The sequence below is a fragment of the Rhodovulum sp. 12E13 genome, from assembly GCF_003340565.1.
GTDB lineage: Bacteria > Pseudomonadota > Alphaproteobacteria > Rhodobacterales > Rhodobacteraceae > HLUCCA09.
In genome coordinates this window covers 1-20,752 of sequence record NZ_QPLK01000023.1, presented here as the reverse complement: position 1 = coordinate 20,752, position 20,752 = coordinate 1, and the positions used below count along the sequence as shown (strand labels likewise).

The window sequence follows — 20,752 nt, the reverse complement described above, 5'->3', positions numbered from 1 at the left end:
TTCGCCGCCAGGGCGGGCGAGGCCCCGTTGCTTCTGCCGGCAGGGCCGCCGAAAAGGCGGCAGGGAGGAGCCCCGACCATGACACCAGACCGCCCCGAGCGGCGGGCCGACCCGCCGGCCCGGCCGCCTGCCGACCCGCGCGCCGACGCGGCCGCCAACCTGCGCGGCAGCCTGCTGATGACCGGGGCCATGGGCGGCTTCGCGGTCGAGGACGCCTTCCTGAAGGAGGCCGCGCGCACGCTGCCGGTGGGCGAGGTGCTCATGCTCTTCGGCGCGGCCGGCATGGCGCTGTTCGCCGCGCTCTGCCTCTGGCGCGGCGAGCGGCCGTTGACCCGGTCGATGCTGTCGCCGCTGATCCTGGTGCGCGCGGCCTGCGAGGTGACGGGGCGGGCCGGGCACACGCTGGCGCTGGCGCTCGCCGGGCTCTCGCTGACCTCGGTCATCCTGCAGGCCACGCCGCTCGTGGTGATCGCGGGCGCGGCGCTGCTCTTCGGCGAGCGGGTGGGCTGGCGGCGCGCGGCGGCCGTGGCGGTGGGCTTTGCCGGCGTCCTGATGGTGCTGCGGCCCGGGGCCGAGGGGCTGGGCGCCGGCGCGCTTTTCGCCGTGCTGGGGATGTTCGGCTTCGCGGGCCGCGACCTTGCCACCCGGGCGGCGCCGCCTGCCATGACCACCGCGCAACTCGGCGTGCTGGGCTTCGGCGCACTGGTGATCGCGGGCGCCCTGCTGCTGGCGCTCTCGGGCGGAGCGGTCTGGCCGGGGCCAAGGGCCGTCGGCGCGGTGGCGGCGGCGACCGTGGTCGGGGTGCTGGCCTACGCGCTGCTGACAGCGGCGATGCGCACCGGCGAGGTCTCGGCGGTCACGCCCTTCCGCTACACGCGCATCGTGTTCGGCGTGGGCCTCGGCGCGGCCGTGTTCGGCGAGCGGCTCGACGGCTGGACGTTCGCGGGGGCGGCACTGATCGTGGGCAGCGGCCTCTACTCGCTTCTCCGCGAGCGCAGGCTGGCCCGGGGGTGATCCGGCGGCGCGCCTGCGGCGCATTCCCTTGTCCTGCGCCCGTTCCGGGCGCGCGCCTCCGGCGGGAGTATTTCGGCCAGGGTGATGGGACGAGACCGCGCGGACCGTCGGGCTCAGCGCCCCGGCTCGGCCGCATGCGGGGCGCCGGCCATCAGGCACGCCATCTCGATCAGCCGGTTGGAGAAGCCCCATTCGTTGTCGTACCAGCCGAAGATTCGGGCGAGGCCACCCTTTGCCACGGTGATCTCGGGGGCCTGGAGGATGACGCTCTCGGGTCGGCCGCGCAGATCGGAAGACACCAGCGGCTCGTCCTCCCACCCGATGAGGCGGCCGCGCGCGGAGCGCAGGGTCGCGCGGAGCTCGTCGGTGGTGGGAGCGGCGCGCAGACTGACCATGAGGTCGACGGCGCTGACGCTGGCCGTCGGCACCCTGACGGCGCGCGCGGTGACCCGGTCGGCGAGATCGGGGAGGACGACACCCACGAGGCGGCCGGCGGAGGTGGAGGTCGGCACCATCGAGAGCGCTGCCGCGCGGGAGCGCTCGAGCGGGCCGCGCGGCGTGTCCACCGTGGGCTGGCTGCCGGTGTAGCAGTGGATCGTCGTCATGTGCCCGCTCTCGACGCCGAAGGCCGCGTCGACCAGTTTCAGCAGCGGGGCGAGCGCGTTTGTCGTGCACGAGGCGTTCGAGACGATGCGCGCGGCCTGCGCCTGCTCTTCGTTGGCGCCGATGACCGAGGTCGCCTCGGCCGCGGCCGAAGGGCCGGAGATCAGGACCCGCCCCGCACCCGCCCGCAGGCCGCGCTCGGCCACCTCGCGCCGCTCGGCGCGGCCGGTGCATTCGAGCACGACGTCGACGCCCGAGAGGTCGAGCGCCGAGATGTCGGACGCGTCGGTGAAGGGGATGGCGCGGCCCTCGACCACCAGCGCGCGCCCTTCGAGGCGTGCCTCGCCCGGAAAGGCGCCGAAGACCGAATCGTGCCGGAACAGGTAGGCGCAGGTCTGCGCATCGGCGATGTCGTTGAGCGCCACGACCTCGACCCCGGGCGCCCGGCCGGTGGCCACGAGGCGCAGCACCGACCGGCCGATCCGGCCGAAGCCGTTTATCGCGAGACGGACAGGGCGCGTCATCGGCTCAGAAGTCGACGCTCTGCGCGACGCCGCGCTCGACCGCCAGCCGCAACGCCCGGTTGGCCACCGCGAGATCCTGCAGGCCGACGCCTGTGCCGTCGAACAGGGTGATCTCGTCGACGGAGGTGCGGCCCGGGTGCGTTCCCTCGATCACCTGCCCGATCGTGGCGATATCGGCCTCGGCCTTCAGCCCTGCCTTGACCGCGTGCTGCGCCTCGCCGAGCGTGACCGACTGGGCCACCTCGTCGGTGAAGACGCTCGCGCGGGCGACGAGCGCCGCGTCCACCTCCTGCTTGCCCACCGTGTCGGTTCCCATGCAGGCGAGATGCGTGCCGGGTCGAACATGGGCGGCCATGAGCGAGGGCGCGAAGGACGAGGTGATCGTCACGACGACGTCGGCCTGCGCGCCGAGGTCCTCGAGCGAAACCGCCTCGAAGGGCAGGCCCAGCGACTCGGCCGTCTCGGCGAGCCGCGGCAGCATCTCGGGGTGATAGTTCCACCCCACTACCTTCTCGAAGTCGCGCTGGCGCACCGCCGCGCGCATCTGGAAGGCCGACTGGTGACCGGCGCCGACCATGCCCAGCACCTTCGCGTCAGGCCGGGCGAGATGCCGGATCGACACCGCCGCGGCGGCGGCCGTGCGCAGGGCGGTCAGCAGGTTGCCGCCCACGAGGGCCTTGCACTGCCCGGTGTCGGCGTCGAACAGCACGACGGTCGACTGGTGGTTGGTCAGCCCCCTCTCGCCGTTGCCGGGCCAGTAGCCACCGGATTTCAGCCCAAGCACCAGCCCCGCCCGGTCGAAGCCCGACTTGAAGCCGTAGAGCGCGTCGGCATGGCCGATCGCCTCGCGCACCACCGGAAAGTTGTACGCATCCCCCCGCGCCATGGCGGCGAACACCGCCTCGACCGCCTCGTAGGCCGCCTGTTCGTCCATCAGGCCGGCGATCTCCGCCTCCGGAACGATGATCATTCCCCTGCCCCTTCCACATCGTGGCACGCGCCACATGGTTCGGGGCGCTGCCCCGCACCTTCTTCTTGCTTCAAATATCCCCGCCGGAGGCTCCCTCGCGGTCAGCCGGAGCCCCCGGCAGGCGCCCCTCGCCTCAGTAGGCCTTGCCGCGCGCCGAGACCGGCCAGACCGCCTCGACCTTGCCGTTCCGCACGCCGACATACCAGTCGTGCACGTTGCAGGTCGGGTCGCAGTGGCCGGGGACGAGGCGCAGCTTTTCGTTGACCTTCAGCACGCCGCCCTCGTCCTCGATGACGCCGTGCTCGTCGGAACACTTGACGTATTTCACGTCGTCCCGCCCGTAGATGAAGGGCAACCCCGAGTCGACCGACTGAGCCTTGAGGCCCGCGTCGCAGATCGCCTTGGCGGGCTTGGCGTGGCTCATGACGCTGGTCAGCAGGAACAGCGCGTTTTCCCACTCGCCCTGGTCGATCCGCTTGCCCTCGGCATCGAGGATGCGGCCGTAATCGGCATCCATGAAGGCGTAGGAGCCGCACTGGAGCTCGTTGTAGACCCCCGAATTCGACTCGAAGTAGTAGGAGCCGGTGCCGCCGCCGCCGACGATATCGCACTCAAGCCCCTCGGCCTTCAGCGCCTCGACCGCGTCCTTCACCATCGCCACGGCCACGTCGATCTTGGCCTTGCGGTCTTCGTACGAGTCCATGTGCTGCATCGCACCCTGGTAGGCCTGCAGCCCGGCGAATTTCAGCCCAGGGGCGGCGTCGATCGCCTTGGCGATGCGCACCACGTCCTCGGTCTTGGTCACGCCGCAGCGCCCGGCGCCGCAGTCGATCTCGACCAGCGCCTCGATCTCGGTGCCATGCGTCTGGGCGGCGGCCGACAGGTCGGCCACGTTCGCCTCGTCGTCGACGCAGACCAGCACGCGGGCGCCGAGCTTGGGCATCCGGGCCAGCCGGTCGATCTTGGCGGGGTCGCGCACCTGGTTCGACACCATCACGTCGGCAATCCCGCCGCGGGCGAAGACCTCGGCCTCGCTCACCTTCTGGCAGCAGACGCCGCAGGCGCCGCCCAGCTCAATCTGCAGCTTGGCCACGTCGACCGACTTGTGCATCTTGCCGTGCACCCGGTGCCGCATGCCATGCGCCTTGGCGTAGTCGCCCATCTTGCGGATGTTGCGCTCGAGCGCGTCGAGATCGAGCACGAGGCAGGGGGTCTGGATCTCGCTCTCGTCCATCCCCGGCAGCGCGGGAATGTCGTAGCCGACTTCGTAGTCGTCGAGTTGCGTCACGTCCTTCATCTCGAAATCCCTCTCAGGTCAGGCGCCGGCGCGCGGCCCGCGCGGGGGGGGGGGGGGGGGGCGCGGCGGCCCCGCGCCCCGCCCTTCCGCCGCGCCCCCCGGCCCCGCCCCCCCCCCCCGCCCCCCCCCCCCCCCCCCCCCCCCCCCCCCGCGCCCGGCCTTTCAGCTCTTCATCCAGGGCAGCTTGTCGAGATCGACATTGCCGCCCGTCACGATCACGCCGACGCGCTTGCCCCTGAATACATCCGGGTTCTTCAGGATCACGGCAAGGGGCACCGCGCAGGAGGGCTCCATCACGATCTTCATGCGCGCCCAGGTCAGCTTCATCGCGTCGACGATCTCCTGCTCGCTCGCGGTCAGGATATCGGTCACGTAGGTCGACACGAAGTGCCACGTGCGCTCCTTCAGCGGCACCTTGAGCCCGTCGGCGACCGTCTGCGGCGCGTCGTCGGCGATGATGTGGCCCGCCTTGAAGCTGCGACAGGCGTCGTCGGCCTGCTCGGGCTCGGCGGCGTAGATCTCCACATGCGGGGCGATCTCGGACAGCGTCAGGCAGGTACCCGAGACCATGCCGCCGCCGCCGATCGGCGCGATCACGGCATCCAGCCCCTCGACCTGCTCCATCAGCTCGCGCGAGCACGTTCCCTGCCCCGCGATCACGCGCGGGTCGTTGTAGGGATGCACGAAGTCTGCCCCCGTGGCCGCCTGCACCTCGGCGAACACCGCCTCGCGCGACGACGTCGATGCCTCGCACTCGGTAATCTGCCCGCCATAGCCGCGCACCGCGGCCTTCTTGGCCTCCGGGGCCGTCTTCGGCATCACCACATGGCAGGGAATGCCCCGGCGCCCCGCGGCGTAGGAGAGCGACAGGGCGTGGTTGCCGCTCGAATGGGTGGCCACACCCTTCGCCGCCTGGTCGTCGGACAGGCCGAACACCGCGTTGCAGGCGCCCCGCACCTTGAAGGCGCCGGCCTTCTGGAAGTTCTCGCACTTGAAGAAGAGCGAGGCGCCCGACATCTCGTCGAAGGTCGTCGAGGTCAGCACTGGCGTGTTGTGGATGTAGGGGCGGATGCGCTCGTGCGCGGCCACCACGTCGTCGAAGGTCGGAATGTCGAGCCCGGCGATGTCCTTCATGTCTCTGTCTCCGTCATTCGGCCGCGAGGCCGAGGGCCGCGCCCTCGACCGTGGCACGATAATGGGCCTGCGCGGCGGCGACACCAGATCCGGGGGCGAAATTCACGCCCAGATCCGACATGACCATTTCCGCCGCGGACAGCCCGGCGAGCGCCTGCACGTCGGTCAGCATCCCCAGATGCCCGATGCGGAAGACCTTGCCCGCGACCTCGCCGAGGCCGGTGCCGAAGGCGACCCCGTAGGTCTGCGCGGCGCGCGCGACGAAGGCGTTGGCGTCGATGCCATCGGGCATCCGCACCGCCGAGACGGTGTCGGACTGGACAGCCCGTGTTTCGGCGCAGAGCTTAAGCCCCCAGGCCTCGACCGCGGCGCGCACGCCGCCCGCGATGCGCGCGTGACGGGCGAAGACCGCGTCGAGCCCCTCGGCCAGCAGCATGTCGCAGGCCACGCGAAGGCCGTTCATCAGCCCGACGGCGGGCGTGTAGGGGTAGCCCGAATTGGCGTAGGCGCCCATCATGTCGCGGAAATCGTAGAAGGCGCGCGGCAGGTCGGCGCCCTCCATCGCCTTCCGCGCCTTGGGGCTGACGCCCACGATGGCGAGGCCCGGCGGCAGCATGAAGCCCTTCTGGCTGCCTGTCACGGCAAGATCGACGCCCCACTCGTCCATCCGGAAATCCATCGAGCCGATCGACGAGACGCCGTCGACCATCAGGAGCGCCGGGTGGCCGGCGGCGTCGAGCGCCTTGCGGATCGCGGCGATGTCGGAAACGACGCCCGTCGCCGTCTCGTTGTGCGTGGCGAGGACCGCCTTGATGGCATGGCCGGTATCGGCGCGCAGCGCCGCCTCGTAGCGGGCGGCGTCGAGCCCCTCGCCCCAGCGGTGCTCGATCACCTCGACATCGAGGCCGAAGCGCTCGCACAGGTCGATCCAGCGGTGCGAGAACATGCCGTTGCGGCCCGCGAGTACCCGGTCGCCCTTCGACAGGGTGTTGGCGATCGACGCCTCCCAGCCGCCGGTGCCGGTGGCGGGAAAGACGATGACCTCGCCGGCCTCCGTCTTGAGCACGCGCTTCACGCCGGCGAGCACGGGGTGCAGGATCTCGGCGAAGGCGGGCGAGCGATGGTCGAGCGTGGGCATGTCGTATGCCTTGCGCAGGACCTCGGGAATGTTGGTCGGGCCGGGGATGAAGACCGGATTGGCGGTGGTCATGATGCTGTCCCTTCTCAGGCGGTGCGTTCCCCTACCGTGCCGTCCGCAGGTGCACAATTTTTTTGAATTGCTTTTGCACTGGCTGAAAAATATGATGTTCTTGCGTCAGATCAGGCAGTTACGTTTTTTCACCCCAACATTCTGCAGGTGCGAAACTGAAAAATGGATGATTCGACGCCCACCCGACGGCCCCGTGGCCGCCCCCGCGCCTTCTCCGACAAGACCGAGCAGAACACGATCCAGTCGCTCGACCGCGCGATGGGCGTGCTCGAGGGGCTGGCCGAGGCGGGCGCGGCCACGCTGACGGAGCTCGCCGGCGCCACCGGCCAGTCGCCGGCAACCGTCTATCGCGTGCTGGTGACGCTCGAGACGCGCGGCATCGTGGAGTTGCGCGCGGAGGACCAGACATGGGCCGTCGGCCCCCGTGCCTTCCTGATCGGCTCGTCCTTCCTGCGCCGCGCCTCGGTGGTGGAGCGGGCACGGGTGCCGATGCGGCACCTGCGCGACGAGACGGGCGAGACGGCCAATCTCGGGGTGCCGCGCGGCGACGAGGTGATGTTCGTCAGCCAGGTCGAGACACATGCCTCGCTGCGGGCCTTCTTCCCGCCGGGCACGCTCTCGCCGCTGCACGCCTCCGGCATCGGCAAGGCGTTGCTCGCGTGGTTCGACGCGCCGCGCCGGGCGGCCTATCTCGCGGAGGCCGAGTTGACCCGATTCACCGGGCACACCATCACCTCGCCCGACGCGCTGGCCGAGGATCTCGAGCGCATCCGCGTGCGCGGCTATGCCCTCGACGACGAGGAGAAGGCGGAAGGAATGCGCTGCGTCGCGGCGCCGGTCTTCGACGCGACGGGCGAGGCGGTGGCCGGCCTGTCGGTCTCGGGCCCCGTCAGCCGGGTGACGCCCGACAATGCCGGCCGCCTCGGCGCGCAGGTCGCCCGCGCCGCCGCCGAGCTGTCGGCCGCGCTCGGGGCGCCGACCCGCGCGTGAGGCAGCGACCCGGCCCCTGTTGCCCCCCGCGCGCCCGTGCTAACCGCACGTCCAGCCAACCCCGGAGAGCCGCCGATGACCGCAACCTTCCCAGACAAGGCCGTGATGGCCGAGCTCACCGCCCGCATGCTGATGGAGATCGAGGCGATCCATTTCCGCCCCGAAGAGCCGTATCACTTCACCTCGGGTCTCGCGAGCCCGGTCTACATCGACTGCCGCAAGCTCATCTCCTACCCCCGAATCCGCTCGACCCTGATGGATTTCGCCGTGGCCACCATCCTGCGCGATGTCGGCTTCGAGCGGATCGACGTGGTGGCGGGGGGCGAGACCGCCGGCATCCCGTTCGCGGCATGGATCGCCGAGCGAATGGGCCTGCCGATGGTCTACGTGCGCAAGAAGCCCAAGGGCTTCGGCCGCGACGCGCAGATCGAGGGCCACCTGCCCGAAGGCGCGCGCACCCTGCTGGTCGAGGACCTGACGACCGACGGCGGCAGCAAGATCCGCTTTTGCGAGGCGATCCGCGCCGCGGGGGGCGAGGTCGCGCACACCGCCGTCCTGTTCTACTACGACATCTTCCCGGAGACGCGGCCCACGCTGGCCCGCCACGGCATCGCGCTGCACGCGCTGGCGACGTGGCACGACGTGCTGGCCCTCGCGCGCGCACAGGGACGGTTCGACGAGGCCACGCTGGGGGAGGTCGCGCGCTTCCTCGAGGCGCCGCTCGACTGGTCGGGGCAGCACGGCGGGGTGACCGAAATCGCCTCCTGAGCGGCCGTCTCTGCGGCCGGATTCAGCGCGCCCTCGGCCGGTGCCCCGCCCGCACGACATCTCGCAGGCCGCCTCACCTATGGCGTCGGGGCCGGCGCGGGTGTGCAGTCCGGCGATGATGCCGGTTGGCGTTTCAAGCCGCCCGGAGAAGCCCGGGCCGGCGGCCTCGACAGGCCCGGTCGACGCCTCCCTCCCCGTGCCGCATCCGCCAGTGCGGCTCTTTTCCGCCCATGCGCTCGTCCGGCGCGCTCGCTGACGGCAATGAACGGGGGCGCCCGTCACGCGTGAGCGGCCGCGCTGGCGGCTGGCCATGACCCGCGATCTGGGGCAGACCGGCGAGGCGGCGGCCGGCGCCGCACCGACAGGAAGGGACAGACCGTGACAGACCCCGCCGATCTGGGCGCCGTGGAGGCGCGCCGCCTGATCGCCCGCCGCCAGCTCTCGCCCGTCGAGCTGGTCGAGGCCTGTATCGCCCGCGTCGAAGCGGTGAACCACGCGGTCAACGCGCTCGTCGCGCACGACTTCGACCGCCTGCGCGCCGAGGCCCGCACCGCCGAAGCGGCCGTGATGGAGGGGCGCGCGCTCGGCCCCCTCCACGGCCTGCCGGTGGCCATAAAGGACATGAACGACGTCGCCGGCCTGCCCACGACCTACGGCTCCGAGGCGTTCGCCGGCAACGTGCCCTCGCATGACGACGCGCTCGTGGCCGCGATCCGCGCCGCGGGCGGGCTGATCCTCGGCAAGACGAACGTGCCCGAATGGTCGGCGGGGGCGAACACGCGCAACCGGGTCTACGGTGTCACCGCCAACCCGCACGACGTGACGCGCTCGGCGGCGGGCTCTTCGGGCGGCTCGGCGGTGGCGCTGGCCACCGGCATGGCGCCCCTCGCCACCGGCTCCGACCTCGGCGGCAGCCTGCGCAACCCGGCCGCCTTCTGCGGGGTGACGGGCTTCCGCCCCTCCCCGGGCGTGGTGCCAGGGCCGGGGCGCGAGATGGCGCTGCTGCCGTTGTCGACCGACGGCCCGATGGCGCGCACGCCGGGCGATGCCGCCCTGCTGCTGTCGGTGCTCGCCCGGCCGGATGCCCGCGACCCGTGGTCCCGCGGGGGCGCCCTGCCCGCCGCGCTGCCTGCGGTGGATCTCTCGGCCCTCCGCGTGGCGGCGACGGAGGATTTCGGTTTCGCCCCCACCGAGGCGATCGTGCGCGCGGCCTTCCGCGACCGGGTGGAGCGGCTCGCCCCCCATCTCGGCCCGCTCGCCGAGCGTGCGCCCGACAGCACGGGGGCCGACCGGATCTTCTCGGTCCTGCGCGCCGTGGGCTTTCTCGGCCATCACCGCGACCTGCTCGCGCGGCACCCCGGCTTGGTCGGCCCCAACGTGCGCGCCAATGTCGAGGAAGGACAAGCCTACGCGGCGGCCGACGTGGCCGAGGCGATCGCCGCACAGGGCGTCTACCACAGGGCCTGGGCGGCCTTCTTCGACGAGGTCGACATCCTCCTCTGCCCCGCCGTCTGCATCAGCCCGCGCCCGTGGACAGAGCTCTACCCCGCCGAGATCGACGGCGTGCCGACGCGCAGCTACTACCACTGGCTCGGCTGCGCCTACGCCACCACGCTCGCCGGCCACCCCTCCGTCTCGATCCCCTGCGGCCGCGACGGGGCGGGCCTGCCCTTCGGCCTGCAGGTGGTCGGCCGACGGCACGATGATGCGCGCGTGCTGGCCGTCGCGCGGGAACTCTCCGCCGTCATCGCGGCGGACGAGGCGATGCGGCTGCCTCCGCCCGATCTGGCCGCCCTGCGCGCCGCGGCGCCGCTCTCCGAAGCCGAGGGGTTCCGCGCGCTCTAGGGCCGGAAGTCCGGACGAGACACGCTGCCCGCCCAAGCGTATCGCGACCCGGACGGGGAACCTGGACGGGGAACCTGGACGGGGAACCTGGACGGGGGACGTGGTCGGCCGCGGGCCGGTGCGGCGCGCGCCGCCCATTCGGGGCGCGTCGCGCCCATGAGCACAGCGCGCGCACCCGCGTCTCCGCGCCCACCAGCGGCGCCCATGTGGGGCGTCGGCCCGTGGCGCGGCACGCAGGGCCGACGCCGGCGCCATGCCAGGGGGCGGCGCGCCGGCCCGCCGAGGCCGGAGATCGACACGCCCCCGGCAGGCGCCGGGCCGCCGGCCGAGCCTGCCCCGCCGGTGTGTCCACCGAGCGGGCCGGGTTCGGCCGCCCAGGCCTCGAGGAGCGGCCGGGCGGCGGCGAGGAGCGGCCCCAGTGGCGGCGGCGGCACCCAGTCGGTCTCGGCCGGGATAGACGCGAAGGCCGCATCCATCAGGCGGGACACCTTCGCCGCCCGCGCGGCCGACGACGCCTCGCCGAAGACGGTGGCGATGACCCAGCGCTCGCCCCGCACGGCCGAGGCGGCAAGGGTGTAGCCCGCAGCGCTCGTGTAGCCCGTCTTGACCCCGTCGGCCCCCGCATAGCCCGACAGGAATCGCCGGTTGGTATGCGCCACGCGGCGCACCCCCGCATCCGCCTCGAGCCGCGAGAACAGCGCCCACTCGCCGGGGAAATCGAAGCGCAGGCGGCGGGCGAGGATCGACATGTCGCGTGCCGTGCTGAGGTGCCCCGCCTCGGTCAGCCCATGCGCATTGGCAAAGCTGGTGCCCGCCAGCCCCATCGCCCCGGCAGCCTCGTTCATTCGCGCCACGAACGCGGCCTCGTCGCCGGCGATGGCCTCGGCAAGCGCGGTGGCGGCATCGTTGGCCGATTTGACCGCGACCGCCCGCACGAGGTGGCGCAGCGCGATCCGCTGGCCCGGGCGCAGGCCAAGGCGCGAGCCGGGCTCCGCCGCCGCCGTCGCCGAGACGGTCGTCATCGCGTCGAGGTCGATCTCGCCCCGCGCGGCCGCTGCGAAGGCGAGGTAGAGCGTCATCATCTTGGTGAGCGAGGCAGGGTGCAGACGTGCCTCGGCATTCTCGGCCACGAGCACCTCGCCCGTGCGCGCATCCATCACGAAGGTCGCCCGCGGGGCGGTGGCGGCGGCGCCGGCGAGGCCCGTCAGGAGCAGGGCCAGGAGCAGCACCGGCCGGGCGGACGGCAGGCGGGGCGGTTGCATGGGCGGGCTTCTCCTCGCGGCGGAACCGCATGAGCCCTACCGCACCGGGAGTTTCGGTGCCGTTGACGACGACCGGCATGTGGACGGCCCGACCCGGCCGCTGCCAGGGCCACGTGGGCGAGGATAGGCCCCCGTGAGGCGCCCGTGTCCCGCCCCCGAACGCCGCGCGGCCGGCAGGCCCGGCGCGATGGCCCCGCCCGGGCACGACGTCTCTGCCGATAGGGACGGGTCGTGCCCGGCGCGGCAGCCCCACGGCGCCAACGGCTGAAAAATCGCGCCCTGCCGCAGAACGGGAGGCGAGGCGCAAGAGGCGACGGGCGGCCGGGCCGGGCCGCCCCCATCGGTTCCATGTCCGAGGTGCGGGGCCACCCGCGCGCCGGTGATCCGTCTCCGCCCGACGCGACCACGCAGGCGGGCACCCAGCCAAACCGGAGGAGCGCCCGCACCGGCGCGATGGAGGGCGGGAGCCCCCTCGCCGCCTGGCGCGGGAACACGCCCCTGGCACCGCGCCCCCCGGTGGCCCCGGTTCCCGGCACCCGTTCCGGGGGCCCGTTCGCGGCGCCCGTTCCCGACGCCAGGCCGCGCTCAGCCGCTGTGAAGGAAGTGCAGCACGTCGCCGTCCTGCACGACGTAGGCCTTGCCCTCGACGCGCATCCGGCCCGCTTCCTTGGCGCCCTGCTCACCGCCGCAGGCCACGTAATCGTCGTAGGAAACCGTCTCGGCCCGGATGAAGCCGCGCTCGAAATCGCCGTGGATGACCCCGGCCGCCTGCGGCGCGAGCGTCCCCTTTGGAACCGTCCAGGCGCGCGCCTCCTTGGGGCCGGCGGTAAAGTATGTCTCGAGCCCCAGAAGGCCGTAGCCGGCCTTGATCAGCCGGTCGAGGCCGGCCTCCTCAAGGCCCAGCTCCTCGAGGAAGGCCTCGGCCTCCTCCGCGTCGAGCTGGGCGATCTCTTCCTCGATCTTCGCGGAGATCACCACCGAGGCCGCACCCTCGGCCTCGGCCATCTCCGCCACCGCACGCGACAGCGCGTTGCCGGTCGCCGCCTCGTCCTCGGCGACGTTGCAGACGTAGAGCACGGGCTTCGACGTCAGCAGCTGGAGCGAGCGCCACGCCTTGAGGTCGTCCTCGGCCACGTCGACCGTGCGGGCGGGCCTTCCCTCTTCCAGCGCGGCGAGCGCGGCCTTGAGCAGGCGCTCCTGCTGCACCGCGTCCTTGTCGCCGCCGCGCACCTTGCGCGACAGGCCCTGCAGCCGCTTCTCGACCGACTCGATGTCGGCCAGCATCAGCTCGGTCTCGATGGTCTGCGCGTCCGCCACCGGGTCGACCCGGCCGTCGACATGGGTGACATCGTCATCCTCGAAGCAGCGCAGGACGTGGGCGACGGCGTCGACCTCGCGGATGTTGGCGAGAAACTGGTTGCCGAGGCCCTCGCCACGGCTGGCGCCCTTCACCAGCCCCGCGATGTCGACGAAGGTCATCCGCGTCGGGATCACCTGCTTCGAGCCGGCGATCTCGGCCAGTTTCGCCAGCCGCGGGTCGGGCACCGCCACCTCGCCCACGTTGGGCTCGATGGTGCAGAAAGGGAAGTTTGCCGCCTGCGCCGCGGCGGTGCGGGTGAGCGCGTTGAAGAGGGTGGACTTGCCGACGTTCGGCAGGCCCACGATGCCGGTCCTGAAGCCCATGTCTGGTCCTTCCCGAGGGTCGGCGGAGCGCCTAGCGCGGCGCCCCCGCCGATGCAAGGCGCCCCGCGACGCCCTCTCCGCACGCGGCAGGGCACCGAGGCTGTCGCAGCGAGAGCCGGATCGGGGACCGGCCCCGAACCGGGCAGGTGTCAGCGCGAACACGCCCCCCTGCCGGGTGCTTGCCCAACCCGACGTGCAGCCGAACGGTTTTGGGGCAGCAGGGGCACCGCCGCCCGCGGCGCGCGCTGTCCCTCGCCGCTCGGGGCCCCGCCACCGGCCCGTTCCGGGCGGTCACGGGAAGCCGGCGCTCAGTCGTCGCGCCTGCCGCCGCGCATGATCTCGCGGTGGCGCCGTTCCTCTCCCGACTGGTAGATGATGATCCACGCCAGAAGGATGAAGACCGTATGGCCAAGCCCGCCGGAGAAGAGGATCGCCGGCACCCAGATGACGAACACGACGAGCGCGAGCAACGGCCGCCCCGCGAGCAGGATCGATACCGGCGGCACCAGAAGGGCGAGCACGAAATTCATGCGCAGCAAGATAGGCGCAGGACGCCGCCGCCGCGAGAGGCCCCATTGAAAATCCCGCGCTGCCGGGCGATGGGAGGCCCGCTGGACGGTCAGCGGCACCGGAGAGGGGGCAAGGCATGACGAGGATCGACGACACCTTCGCGCGGCTGCGCTCGGAGGGCCGCAAGGCCTTCGTGGCCTACGTGATGGCGGGCGACCCCGACTACGAGACCTCGCTCGAGCTGGTGCGCGGGCTGTCCGGCGCGGGCGTCGACGTGATCGAGCTCGGCCTGCCCTTCACCGACCCGATGGCCGACGGCCCGACGATCCAGCTCGCCGGGCAGCGCGCGCTCGAGGCGGGGCAGACGCTGGCCCGGACGCTCGACATCGCCCGCGCCGTGCGCGAGGAGGACGACGCCACACCGATCGTCCTGATGGGCTATTACAACCCGATCTATTCCATGGGCGTGCCCCGCTTCCTCGAGGCGGCGAAGGCGGCCGGGGTCGACGGGCTGATCGTGGTCGACCTGCCCCCCGAGGAGGACGACGAACTCTGTCTGCCCGCGCAGGCGGCGGGGCTGAACTTCATCCGCCTCGCCACGCCCACGACCGACGACCGGCGCCTTCCCAAGGTGCTGCAGAACACGTCCGGCTTCGTCTATTACGTCTCGATCACCGGCATCACCGGCGCGGCCGCCGCGCAGGCGGGAGAGGTCGGCCCCGAGGTGGCGCGCATCAAGGCGCAGACCGACCTGCCGGTGGTCGTGGGCTTCGGCATCCGCACGCCCGAGGCGGCCGAGGCGATGGCGGGCGTGGCGGACGGCGCGGTGGTCGGTTCGGCCATCGTCAGGCAGGTTGAGGAGGGCCGCCCGGTATCCGAGATCCTCGACTACGTGCGCGCGCTCGCGGCCGGCGCGCACCGGGCATGACGCGCCGCGCCGCGCCAACCGGACAGCAGGCGGAGGGTTCGGAGGGGGCGCTGCCCCCGGCGCCCGTTCCGGGCGCCTCCCCCGGAGTATTCGGGCCAAGATGATGGGGCAGGATGGCGCGCAGACGCGGCGGCCCGGCCGACGGCGGGGCGTGGTGCAGCATCGATGCGGCGAGAGGGCGCGATGAAACTGGCAGATCTGGAGGTGGTCGTCGTGGCGCCGCCGCCGCCGGGCTGGGGCGGGCGCTACTGGCAGTTCGTCAAGGTAACCACCGCCTGCGGGATCGTGGGCTGGGGCGAGGTCTATGCCGCCGCCGTGGGGCCCGTGGCGATGGAGGCGGTCATCCGCGACGTCTTCGAGCGGCACATGGCGGGCGAGAGCCCGGAAAATGTCGAGCTGATGTTCCGCCGCGCCTATTCGAGCGGGTTCACCCAGCGCCCCGACCCGACGGTCATGGGCGCTTTCTCGGGGCTCGAGATCGCCTGCTGGGACATCGTCGGCAAGGCACGCGAGCGGCCCGTCTGGGCGCTGCTGGGGGGGCGGATGAACGACCGCCTGCGGGCCTATACCTACCTCTACCCGCGCCCCGGGCAGGACGCGGTCGCCTTCTTCCATGACGCAGGGGCCCACGGGCAGGAGGCTGCGCGCCGGGTCGAGGAGGACGGCTTCACCGCGCTCAAGGTCGACCCGGCCGGCCCCTACACGATCCGCGGCGGCCACCAGCCGGCGATGCGCGACATCGCCCGCTCGGTCGCCTTCTGCCGCGAGATCCGAGCGGCGGTGGGCGACCGGGCCGACCTGCTGTTCGGCACGCACGGCCAGTTCACGCCCGCGGGCGCCCTGCGCCTCGCGGCCGCCATCGAGCCCCATGCGCCGCTGTGGTTCGAGGAGCCGGTGCCGCCCGACGACGTCGCGGCGATGGCGCAGGTCGCGCGAGGCACCTCGCTGCCGGTGGCCGCCGGCGAGCGGCTGACGACCAAGGCGGAGTTCGCCCCCTTGCTCGCCGCCCGCGCCGTCTCGATCGTGCAGCCCGCGACGGGGCGGTCGGGGGGGCTGTGGGAGACCAAGAAGATCGCCGCGCTCGCCGAGGCCGCGGGGGCACAGGTCGCCCCGCATCTCTACGCCGGACCGGTCGAATGGGCGGCCAACGTGCATCTCGCCGCGACCTGCCCCAACCTGCTGCTGGTCGAGACGATCGGCACCGGCGGCGACTTTCACCGAGCGCTGATCGGCGATGCGATCCGCTTCGAGGCAGGTCACCTGATCCCGCCCGAGGAGCCGGGCCTCGGCATCGAGGTCGACGAGGCGGTGGCACGCGCCCATCCATGGCGCGGCGAGGGGCTGCACCTGCAGATGCAGGAGGCGCCCTGCAACTACGCCGAGGAAAACGTCTTTGCCGGGGGTGCCCCGCCGCGCCCGGACTAGACCGGCATCGGGCCGTCGCCACATCCTTTGGCGTTCGGCGCGCTCGCATGGGCCATGCCTTCGGCAGGGATGCCTGGAGCAAGAAGAACGAGCGGCGCGCGCGCCGTGTCACCCGCGCGAGAGCGCCCGCGCGCGCGGGCGCCGGGCCCAACGGAGCGAGCGGCCGCATGGCCGCGAGCGGAGGCGGGAGCGCCCCCGGGCCGGTGGGGCGCGCGGGTCAGATCCGGCCGGTGTGCCAGGCCCACACGATCGCGGCGGCGGCGATGAGCATGAAGTTGAACGCGAGGCTGGCGAGAATGCCGAGGATCATGCCCTTGCGCCGGTCTGCCGGGTCGATCCGGTCGAGAAAGCCGCGCAGGCGGGCCTCGGCGGCGGCGAGGGCTGCCGGGTCGAGACGGCGACGCAGCTTGGGGTTGGCCCAGAGCTGCTCGGCCTCGACGAGGGTGCGGCCGGCCTTCCGCTCCGCCTTCGGCAGCAGCCGGCCGGCGATGCGGAGTTTCGCCGCGAGCGTCGCACCGCGGCGGATGCCCAGCTTCTCGCGCATGAGCGCCGCCAGCGCGGCGTTGGTCTCGATGAGGTCGCGCTCCAGCATGCGCTTCCGTTAGCCGGGCGCGGCGCCGGCCGCAACGGCTGGCCAGCGGCCCCGCGTCGCGCTATGGCGCGGCCCATGCTGACCCTTCTCCGCCATGGCCCCGAACCGGGGGAGAGCGCGCGCCGCCCCCTGCTCATCGCGCACGGCCTGTTCGGCTCGGCCCGCAACTGGGGCGCCATCGCCCGGCGCCTCGCGGTCGACCGGCCCGTGCTGGCCGTCGACATGCGCAATCACGGCGCAAGCCGTTGGGCCGGGACGCACACCTATCCCGACCTCGCGGGCGACCTCGCCGAGGTGATCGCGGCGGAGGCGGGCGGGGCCAGCGAAGGCGGGGCGGCCGACGTGCTCGGTCATTCGATGGGCGGCAAGGCGGCGATGGCGCTCGCGCTGACGCGCCCGGATCTCGTCGGCAAGCTGGTCGTGGCCGATATCGCGCCGGTCGCCTACGGCCACACCCAGATGCCCTACCTGATCGCCATGCGCGACATGGAGCTGGCCGGCCTGACCGGCCGGAGCGAGGCCGATGCGCGCCTCGCCGAACGCATCGACGACCCGAGCATCCGCGCCTTCCTCCTGCACTCGCTCGACCTGAGAGCCGACCCGCCCCGCTGGCGGCTCAACCTGGCAACGCTCGAATGCGAGATGGACACGATCCTCGGCTGGCCCGACCTGAAAGGCCGGTTCGACGGCCCCGCCCTCTTCCTCTCGGGCGGCGACTCCGACTACGTCCGCCCCGAGCACCGCGAGACGATCCGCGCGCTCTTCCCGGCCGCGCGCTTCGCGAAGATCCCCGGCGCGGGTCACTGGCTGCACGCAGATCGACCGCGCGACTTCGCCGCGGCGGTGGCGGCCTTTCTCGACGCCTGAGCGCGCCTCGACCGGCCGGGGCAGCACGCTCGCGCGGGGGGCGCGGGCGTGCTACCTTGTCACCCTTCACCGGGGAGGAGAATCCGCATGATCACGCTCGACGACATCGAGGACATGACCGACCTGACGCGCGCCGAGATCGAGGCCATCGCCGAGCACGAGCACATGGGCGAGGGCGATGCGGCGCTGTTCGGCGATTACGTCATGCACATCCACCACGGGCCGGCACGGGTGCAGCAGATGATCTGCGAGGACATTCGCACATCCCTGCGCAAGGACGACCTTCCCCATGCGCGGACGCTTTTCGAGGTGTTGCGCCGGTTCATGGCCGCCCACCCCGACGCCGCGCGCGGGGCATCACCGAACTGATGCTGGCGGCGGCTCAGTCGACGGGACGGCGCATCCGGTCGATCGCACCGGTCTTCTGCACGACCTGCCCGTAGATCGCGCCCGCCACATGCAGGACGATCGCGAGCAGCAGCAGGGCGCGCATCACCTCGTGCGCGGTCGAGGCGCCCTCCGACGCCATCGCCCACGCGACCCCCCCGGTCACCGGCAGGCCGAGCATGAGCGCATACATGGCGGCGTGCGTGGATCGGGCGAGGCCGCGCTGCCAGGGCGGATCCTCGGCCGGGGGCGCGGGTGCGCCCCGCTCCTGCCGCAACAGCAGACGCCACGCGGCGAGCAGGAAGATCGCCGAGCCCGCCACGAAATGGCCGACGGCCGGGGCGGAGAGGGTCAGCGCGCCTGCCTCCATGCCCCGATCGAAGGCCGAGGCGACGCCGTCATGCAGCGCGTATTGCAGCACGACGAGCGCGACGACAGCCCAGTGAAGGCGGATCTGCAGGCGGCTGTAACCCGCGGGTGGGGCGGCGGCCACGGCCTCACATCCCCGGGTCCTGCGGGCCGGTCACGGGGCCGCCGGCCGCCTGCCAGTCCTTGAAGCCGCCGAGGTTGTAGACCTGCCCGTAGCCCATCTCCTTCAGCGTCTGCCCGGCGAGCGCCGCGCGCCCCCCGGCGGCACAGTAGAGCACCACCGGCCGGTCGGGGCGCAGCTCGCGGTCGTAGAGGGGGCTGTCGGGGTCGGCGCGGAACTCGAGCATCCCGCGGGGGACATGGTGGGCCCCGACGGCGGAGCCGGTGGCGGCAAGCTCGCTGCCGTCGCGCACGTCGAGGAGGAGGGCGCCCTCCTCCATCATCTTCTGCGCCTCCTGCGGCGCGATGCCGGGCACGACCTTGTGGGCGGCCTCGACGAGATCCTTCACCTTGGCGGGCATGGGCTCCCTCACTGCTGTTCGAGTTGTCGGGCGACAGCATAGGCGACCGGCGCGGCCAGCGCAGCCCCCGCCGCGAGCGCGGCGACGATCGCAGGGGCGTTGACCCAGCCGGCGACGAGCACGGCCACGAGGGCCGAGCCGCCGAACACCGTGGCGGCGAGCGACCAGACCAGCGAGAACAGGCGGCTCACGAGGCAAGCCTGCGGGCGACCACCACGCTCACCGGGATCGCCACGAGAAAGCCGATGGCGGCGGCCGCGATGATGGGCTGCGCGGTGTCGAGGCCGACGACGAGCGCGGCGACGATCAGGATGCCGGCGAGGGTGGCGCCGGACATGATGAAGATCAGGGCGGCGAGGCGAAGCATGACCAACTCTCCCTTGGTGCGTCGCCGGCGAGTGTGCGCAGCCCGCGCCGCCGCTCCATGATCTGCGTCAAGCGCTTACACCTCGGGCGCGTCCTTGCTGGGCACGGGCGACTTGTACTCCTCGACCTTCGCCTCGTCCCAGTCGGGATCCCATTCCTTGATCTTGCGGCTGACCCAGTACGAGGCCGGCCAAGCGAGCACGAAGAAGCCGATCAGCGCCGTCGGCACGATCACCTGCCAGGTGTAGAAGCCCATGGCCATGACGGCGATCACGGGCACGCCCGTGGTGACGGCGCCCACCATGAGGGTGAGAAGGATGCTGAGACGGTCCATGATGGTCCCTCCTTTGCAGGGGGAACGCATGGGCGCGGGCCGGGTTCCGCAGGCTTGCCCGGGGGCGCGGCCTGCCGTATCTTGGGGCCCGGCCAAGGAGGACCCCCAGATGCGCCCCATCCGCCCGCTCGTTCTGTGCCTGCTGCTGGCCCTGCCCGCCTGCGCCACGGTGGAGGGCGCGGGCCGCGACCTCTCGAAGGCCGGGGAGCTGGTCTCGGAGGGCGCGCGGGAGGTGCGGCGGGCGTTTTGAATGTTTTGCTGAAAACGTCAAATTAGCGCTTTTGAAACTCCCACACTAGATCTTCCTCTGCAGGATCTAGTAGATCGGCATTCCTGACAACCCTTATGCTTCCTTCGTCGCTGAACGGATATATTTCGCAATACTTCTCACAACCGGGCAGAATTGTATCCTTGATCAAAACACCGACCTCTCTTGAGAAAGCTTGCTGAGCCTGCTTATCTATTCGCAGATCTAGCAGTCGATTGGCGAGCAAGTCTCGCCGCCATACATACTCAATAGGCTTTCCGGCCGCCGCTCGAATTCCTCCGTTCTTGTCGTACCAACAGGAGAAATTCTGCCGAAGCGTGCGCATCGTGTCCTTAGTCCCCCAGTTCCGCTTATTGTAGGACAGCTCCATCGCCGCCTGGCGAAGTCTACGAAAAAATCTGTCATACTGCTTTCGATCCAAACGTATCCGCCCTTTAGCAGCATGAGCTTCTTCGCCTCGAAGATTGAACCACTGCCGGACCTCGCTTTTTTGAACCTCAATGCCCGTACCGGAAAAATATTGCACAATCTTATTAATGAGCTTCCCCTCTTCCCGCATTCCAAAGCCGGCCTCGAATATATGAATGTACTTGAGGGCGCTGGGCAGGCGCTCTCTCTCTGACTCGGCATGCGCCAAAAGATGTGAGGCTTCAGGGTTTTCCGGGCTTGGCCTAAAGAATCCGTGTCTTGGAACATGGTGAACAAGTTCGATTACCTGGCCCCGCGCCGATAGCGCGATCGCTTTATCGTTCTCTAAACCCGCAGTATTCACCGAATGCGTCTGAGCGGCGGATTTGGCGGTCGTGGGCCGGTCGTGAGGACCGGTCGAGGGTTGTGCAGACCCTCCCGAGCGGCGCGACGCCTGTTGACGGTGCGCGTGGGCCC

The 20,752-nt window shown here is 71.7% G+C and carries 24 protein-coding genes; 9 read left to right on the top strand and 15 right to left on the bottom strand.

Annotated features, from left to right (window positions below; genetic code table 11):
• Positions 1 to 78: 78 nt before the first annotated feature.
• Entirely contained in the window at positions 79 to 1,014 is a 936-nt protein-coding gene (locus DLJ49_RS16830; protein ID WP_115394718.1) for a DMT family transporter, read from the top strand.
• 113 nt (positions 1,015 to 1,127) lie between these two features.
• Here the strand turns inward: DLJ49_RS16830 and DLJ49_RS16825 are convergent, their stop codons facing one another.
• The 5 genes from DLJ49_RS16825 to bhcA all read right to left on the bottom strand — a co-directional run bounded on the left by DLJ49_RS16825 (position 1,128) and on the right by bhcA (position 6,752).
• On the bottom strand, positions 1,128 to 2,141 hold the full coding sequence (locus DLJ49_RS16825) for a type I glyceraldehyde-3-phosphate dehydrogenase (RefSeq protein WP_115394717.1): 1,014 nt from the start codon (positions 2,139 to 2,141) through the stop codon (positions 1,128 to 1,130).
• A gap of 4 nt (positions 2,142 to 2,145) precedes the next feature.
• Positions 2,146 to 3,111: an iminosuccinate reductase BhcD gene (gene bhcD, locus DLJ49_RS16820; RefSeq protein WP_115394716.1), complete on the bottom strand. Its 966-nt coding sequence runs from the start codon at positions 3,109 to 3,111 to the stop codon at positions 2,146 to 2,148.
• Between the two features lie 133 nt (positions 3,112 to 3,244).
• Positions 3,245 to 4,408, bottom strand: coding sequence for a 3-hydroxy-D-aspartate aldolase BhcC (gene bhcC, locus DLJ49_RS16815; RefSeq protein ID WP_115394715.1), 1,164 nt, complete (start codon positions 4,406 to 4,408; stop codon positions 3,245 to 3,247).
• Between the two features lie 162 nt (positions 4,409 to 4,570).
• Positions 4,571 to 5,542 (bottom strand): beta-hydroxyaspartate dehydratase BhcB, encoded by a 972-nt coding sequence (gene bhcB / locus DLJ49_RS16810; protein ID WP_115394714.1) that lies wholly within the window; start codon positions 5,540 to 5,542, stop codon positions 4,571 to 4,573.
• 13 nt (positions 5,543 to 5,555) lie between these two features.
• Positions 5,556 to 6,752 (bottom strand): L-aspartate--glyoxylate aminotransferase BhcA, encoded by a 1,197-nt coding sequence (gene bhcA, locus DLJ49_RS16805; RefSeq protein WP_115394713.1) that lies wholly within the window; start codon positions 6,750 to 6,752, stop codon positions 5,556 to 5,558.
• A gap of 162 nt (positions 6,753 to 6,914) precedes the next feature.
• Here bhcA and bhcR point away from each other — a divergent pair, with 162 nt between their 5' ends.
• From bhcR to DLJ49_RS16790, 3 genes are all read left to right on the top strand, one after another.
• On the top strand, positions 6,915 to 7,742 hold the full coding sequence (gene bhcR / locus DLJ49_RS16800) for an HTH-type transcriptional regulator BhcR (protein WP_115394712.1): 828 nt from the start codon (positions 6,915 to 6,917) through the stop codon (positions 7,740 to 7,742).
• Positions 7,743 to 7,817: 75 nt separating this feature from the next.
• On the top strand, positions 7,818 to 8,510 hold the full coding sequence (locus DLJ49_RS16795) for an orotate phosphoribosyltransferase (protein WP_115394711.1): 693 nt from the start codon (positions 7,818 to 7,820) through the stop codon (positions 8,508 to 8,510).
• 378 nt (positions 8,511 to 8,888) lie between these two features.
• Positions 8,889 to 10,355, top strand: a complete 1,467-nt coding sequence (locus DLJ49_RS16790; protein WP_115394710.1) for an amidase — start codon at positions 8,889 to 8,891, stop codon at positions 10,353 to 10,355.
• Here the strand turns inward: DLJ49_RS16790 and DLJ49_RS16785 are convergent.
• The 3 genes from DLJ49_RS16785 to DLJ49_RS16775 form a co-directional block, all read right to left on the bottom strand.
• Positions 10,352 to 11,617, bottom strand: a complete 1,266-nt coding sequence (locus DLJ49_RS16785; protein WP_115394709.1) for a D-alanyl-D-alanine carboxypeptidase family protein — start codon at positions 11,615 to 11,617, stop codon at positions 10,352 to 10,354. The two genes, DLJ49_RS16790 and DLJ49_RS16785, sit on opposite strands and share 4 nt — an antisense overlap.
• Positions 11,618 to 12,202: 585 nt before the next feature.
• Entirely contained in the window at positions 12,203 to 13,300 is a 1,098-nt protein-coding gene (gene ychF, locus DLJ49_RS16780; RefSeq protein ID WP_115394708.1) for a redox-regulated ATPase YchF, read from the bottom strand.
• A 308-nt stretch (positions 13,301 to 13,608) separates the two neighbouring features.
• On the bottom strand, positions 13,609 to 13,830 hold the full coding sequence (locus tag DLJ49_RS16775; RefSeq protein WP_115394707.1) for a hypothetical protein: 222 nt from the start codon (positions 13,828 to 13,830) through the stop codon (positions 13,609 to 13,611).
• A gap of 116 nt (positions 13,831 to 13,946) precedes the next feature.
• Here DLJ49_RS16775 and trpA point away from each other — a divergent pair, with 116 nt between their 5' ends.
• Positions 13,947 to 14,738, top strand: coding sequence for a tryptophan synthase subunit alpha (trpA, locus tag DLJ49_RS16770; protein WP_115394706.1), 792 nt, complete (start codon positions 13,947 to 13,949; stop codon positions 14,736 to 14,738).
• A 183-nt stretch (positions 14,739 to 14,921) separates the two neighbouring features.
• Positions 14,922 to 16,163, top strand: a complete 1,242-nt coding sequence (locus tag DLJ49_RS16765) for a mandelate racemase/muconate lactonizing enzyme family protein (RefSeq protein WP_115394705.1) — start codon at positions 14,922 to 14,924, stop codon at positions 16,161 to 16,163.
• 217 nt (positions 16,164 to 16,380) lie between these two features.
• Here the strand turns inward: DLJ49_RS16765 and DLJ49_RS16760 are convergent, their stop codons facing one another.
• Positions 16,381 to 16,755: a hypothetical protein gene (locus tag DLJ49_RS16760; RefSeq protein ID WP_115394704.1), complete on the bottom strand. Its 375-nt coding sequence runs from the start codon at positions 16,753 to 16,755 to the stop codon at positions 16,381 to 16,383.
• 75 nt (positions 16,756 to 16,830) lie between these two features.
• On the opposite strand from DLJ49_RS16760, the gene DLJ49_RS16755 reads away from it, so the two are divergent.
• Positions 16,831 to 17,622, top strand: a complete 792-nt coding sequence (locus DLJ49_RS16755) for an alpha/beta fold hydrolase (RefSeq protein ID WP_115394703.1) — start codon at positions 16,831 to 16,833, stop codon at positions 17,620 to 17,622.
• A gap of 87 nt (positions 17,623 to 17,709) precedes the next feature.
• Positions 17,710 to 17,991 carry a hypothetical protein gene (locus tag DLJ49_RS16750; RefSeq protein WP_115394702.1) on the top strand — a complete coding sequence of 94 codons (282 nt, stop codon included), beginning with the start codon at positions 17,710 to 17,712 and terminating at the stop codon, positions 17,989 to 17,991.
• A gap of 13 nt (positions 17,992 to 18,004) precedes the next feature.
• Here DLJ49_RS16750 and DLJ49_RS16745 read toward each other — a convergent pair whose 3' ends face one another.
• The 5 genes from DLJ49_RS16745 to DLJ49_RS16725 form a co-directional block, all read right to left on the bottom strand.
• A complete protein-coding gene (locus tag DLJ49_RS16745; RefSeq protein WP_115394701.1) occupies positions 18,005 to 18,502 on the bottom strand; it encodes a cytochrome b in 498 nt (165 codons plus the stop codon).
• A gap of 4 nt (positions 18,503 to 18,506) precedes the next feature.
• A complete protein-coding gene (locus tag DLJ49_RS16740; RefSeq protein WP_115394700.1) occupies positions 18,507 to 18,899 on the bottom strand; it encodes a rhodanese-like domain-containing protein in 393 nt (130 codons plus the stop codon).
• Positions 18,900 to 18,907: 8 nt separating this feature from the next.
• Complete coding sequence (locus tag DLJ49_RS16735) at positions 18,908 to 19,090, bottom strand: hypothetical protein (RefSeq protein ID WP_115394699.1); 183 nt, start codon at positions 19,088 to 19,090, stop codon at positions 18,908 to 18,910.
• The gene (locus DLJ49_RS16730; protein ID WP_115394698.1) at positions 19,087 to 19,266 is read right to left on the bottom strand and encodes a CTP synthetase; all 180 of its coding nucleotides are present in this window, start codon (positions 19,264 to 19,266) and stop codon (positions 19,087 to 19,089) included. Before DLJ49_RS16730 ends, DLJ49_RS16735 begins: the two co-directional genes overlap by 4 nt.
• A gap of 75 nt (positions 19,267 to 19,341) precedes the next feature.
• The gene (locus DLJ49_RS16725; RefSeq protein WP_115394697.1) at positions 19,342 to 19,599 is read right to left on the bottom strand and encodes a hypothetical protein; all 258 of its coding nucleotides are present in this window, start codon (positions 19,597 to 19,599) and stop codon (positions 19,342 to 19,344) included.
• Positions 19,600 to 19,708: 109 nt separating this feature from the next.
• Between DLJ49_RS16725 and DLJ49_RS16720 the strand changes: the two genes are divergently transcribed.
• Positions 19,709 to 19,849, top strand: a complete 141-nt coding sequence (locus DLJ49_RS16720) for an entericidin A/B family lipoprotein (RefSeq protein WP_115394696.1) — start codon at positions 19,709 to 19,711, stop codon at positions 19,847 to 19,849.
• A 22-nt stretch (positions 19,850 to 19,871) separates the two neighbouring features.
• Here DLJ49_RS16720 and DLJ49_RS21855 read toward each other — a convergent pair.
• Positions 19,872 to 20,752 (bottom strand): hypothetical protein (locus DLJ49_RS21855; RefSeq protein ID WP_199533403.1); only part of this gene is annotated, 881 nt, incomplete at its 5' end.

Excerpts from the sequence above, each read along its gene's own strand:
- DLJ49_RS16830 (WP_115394718.1), top strand. The coding sequence starts at position 79 with ATGACACCAGACCGCCCCGAGCGGCGGGCCGACCCGCCGGCCCGGCCG.
- DLJ49_RS16825 (WP_115394717.1), bottom strand. The coding sequence starts at position 2,141 with ATGACGCGCCCTGTCCGTCTCGCGATAAACGGCTTCGGCCGGATCGGC.
- bhcD (WP_115394716.1), bottom strand. The coding sequence starts at position 3,111 with ATGATCATCGTTCCGGAGGCGGAGATCGCCGGCCTGATGGACGAACAG.
- bhcC (WP_115394715.1), bottom strand. The coding sequence starts at position 4,408 with ATGAAGGACGTGACGCAACTCGACGACTACGAAGTCGGCTACGACATT.
- bhcB (WP_115394714.1), bottom strand. The coding sequence starts at position 5,542 with ATGAAGGACATCGCCGGGCTCGACATTCCGACCTTCGACGACGTGGTG.
- bhcA (WP_115394713.1), bottom strand. The coding sequence starts at position 6,752 with ATGACCACCGCCAATCCGGTCTTCATCCCCGGCCCGACCAACATTCCC.
- bhcR (WP_115394712.1), top strand. The coding sequence starts at position 6,915 with ATGGATGATTCGACGCCCACCCGACGGCCCCGTGGCCGCCCCCGCGCC.
- DLJ49_RS16795 (WP_115394711.1), top strand. The coding sequence starts at position 7,818 with ATGACCGCAACCTTCCCAGACAAGGCCGTGATGGCCGAGCTCACCGCC.
- DLJ49_RS16785 (WP_115394709.1), bottom strand. The coding sequence starts at position 11,617 with ATGCAACCGCCCCGCCTGCCGTCCGCCCGGCCGGTGCTGCTCCTGGCC.
- ychF (WP_115394708.1), bottom strand. The coding sequence starts at position 13,300 with ATGGGCTTCAGGACCGGCATCGTGGGCCTGCCGAACGTCGGCAAGTCC.
- DLJ49_RS16775 (WP_115394707.1), bottom strand. The coding sequence starts at position 13,830 with ATGAATTTCGTGCTCGCCCTTCTGGTGCCGCCGGTATCGATCCTGCTC.
- trpA (WP_115394706.1), top strand. The coding sequence starts at position 13,947 with ATGACGAGGATCGACGACACCTTCGCGCGGCTGCGCTCGGAGGGCCGC.
- DLJ49_RS16765 (WP_115394705.1), top strand. The coding sequence starts at position 14,922 with ATGAAACTGGCAGATCTGGAGGTGGTCGTCGTGGCGCCGCCGCCGCCG.
- DLJ49_RS16760 (WP_115394704.1), bottom strand. The coding sequence starts at position 16,755 with ATGCTGGAGCGCGACCTCATCGAGACCAACGCCGCGCTGGCGGCGCTC.
- DLJ49_RS16755 (WP_115394703.1), top strand. The coding sequence starts at position 16,831 with ATGCTGACCCTTCTCCGCCATGGCCCCGAACCGGGGGAGAGCGCGCGC.
- DLJ49_RS16750 (WP_115394702.1), top strand. The coding sequence starts at position 17,710 with ATGATCACGCTCGACGACATCGAGGACATGACCGACCTGACGCGCGCC.
- DLJ49_RS16740 (WP_115394700.1), bottom strand. The coding sequence starts at position 18,899 with ATGCCCGCCAAGGTGAAGGATCTCGTCGAGGCCGCCCACAAGGTCGTG.
- DLJ49_RS16730 (WP_115394698.1), bottom strand. The coding sequence starts at position 19,266 with ATGCTTCGCCTCGCCGCCCTGATCTTCATCATGTCCGGCGCCACCCTC.
- DLJ49_RS16725 (WP_115394697.1), bottom strand. The coding sequence starts at position 19,599 with ATGGACCGTCTCAGCATCCTTCTCACCCTCATGGTGGGCGCCGTCACC.
- DLJ49_RS16720 (WP_115394696.1), top strand. The coding sequence starts at position 19,709 with ATGCGCCCCATCCGCCCGCTCGTTCTGTGCCTGCTGCTGGCCCTGCCC.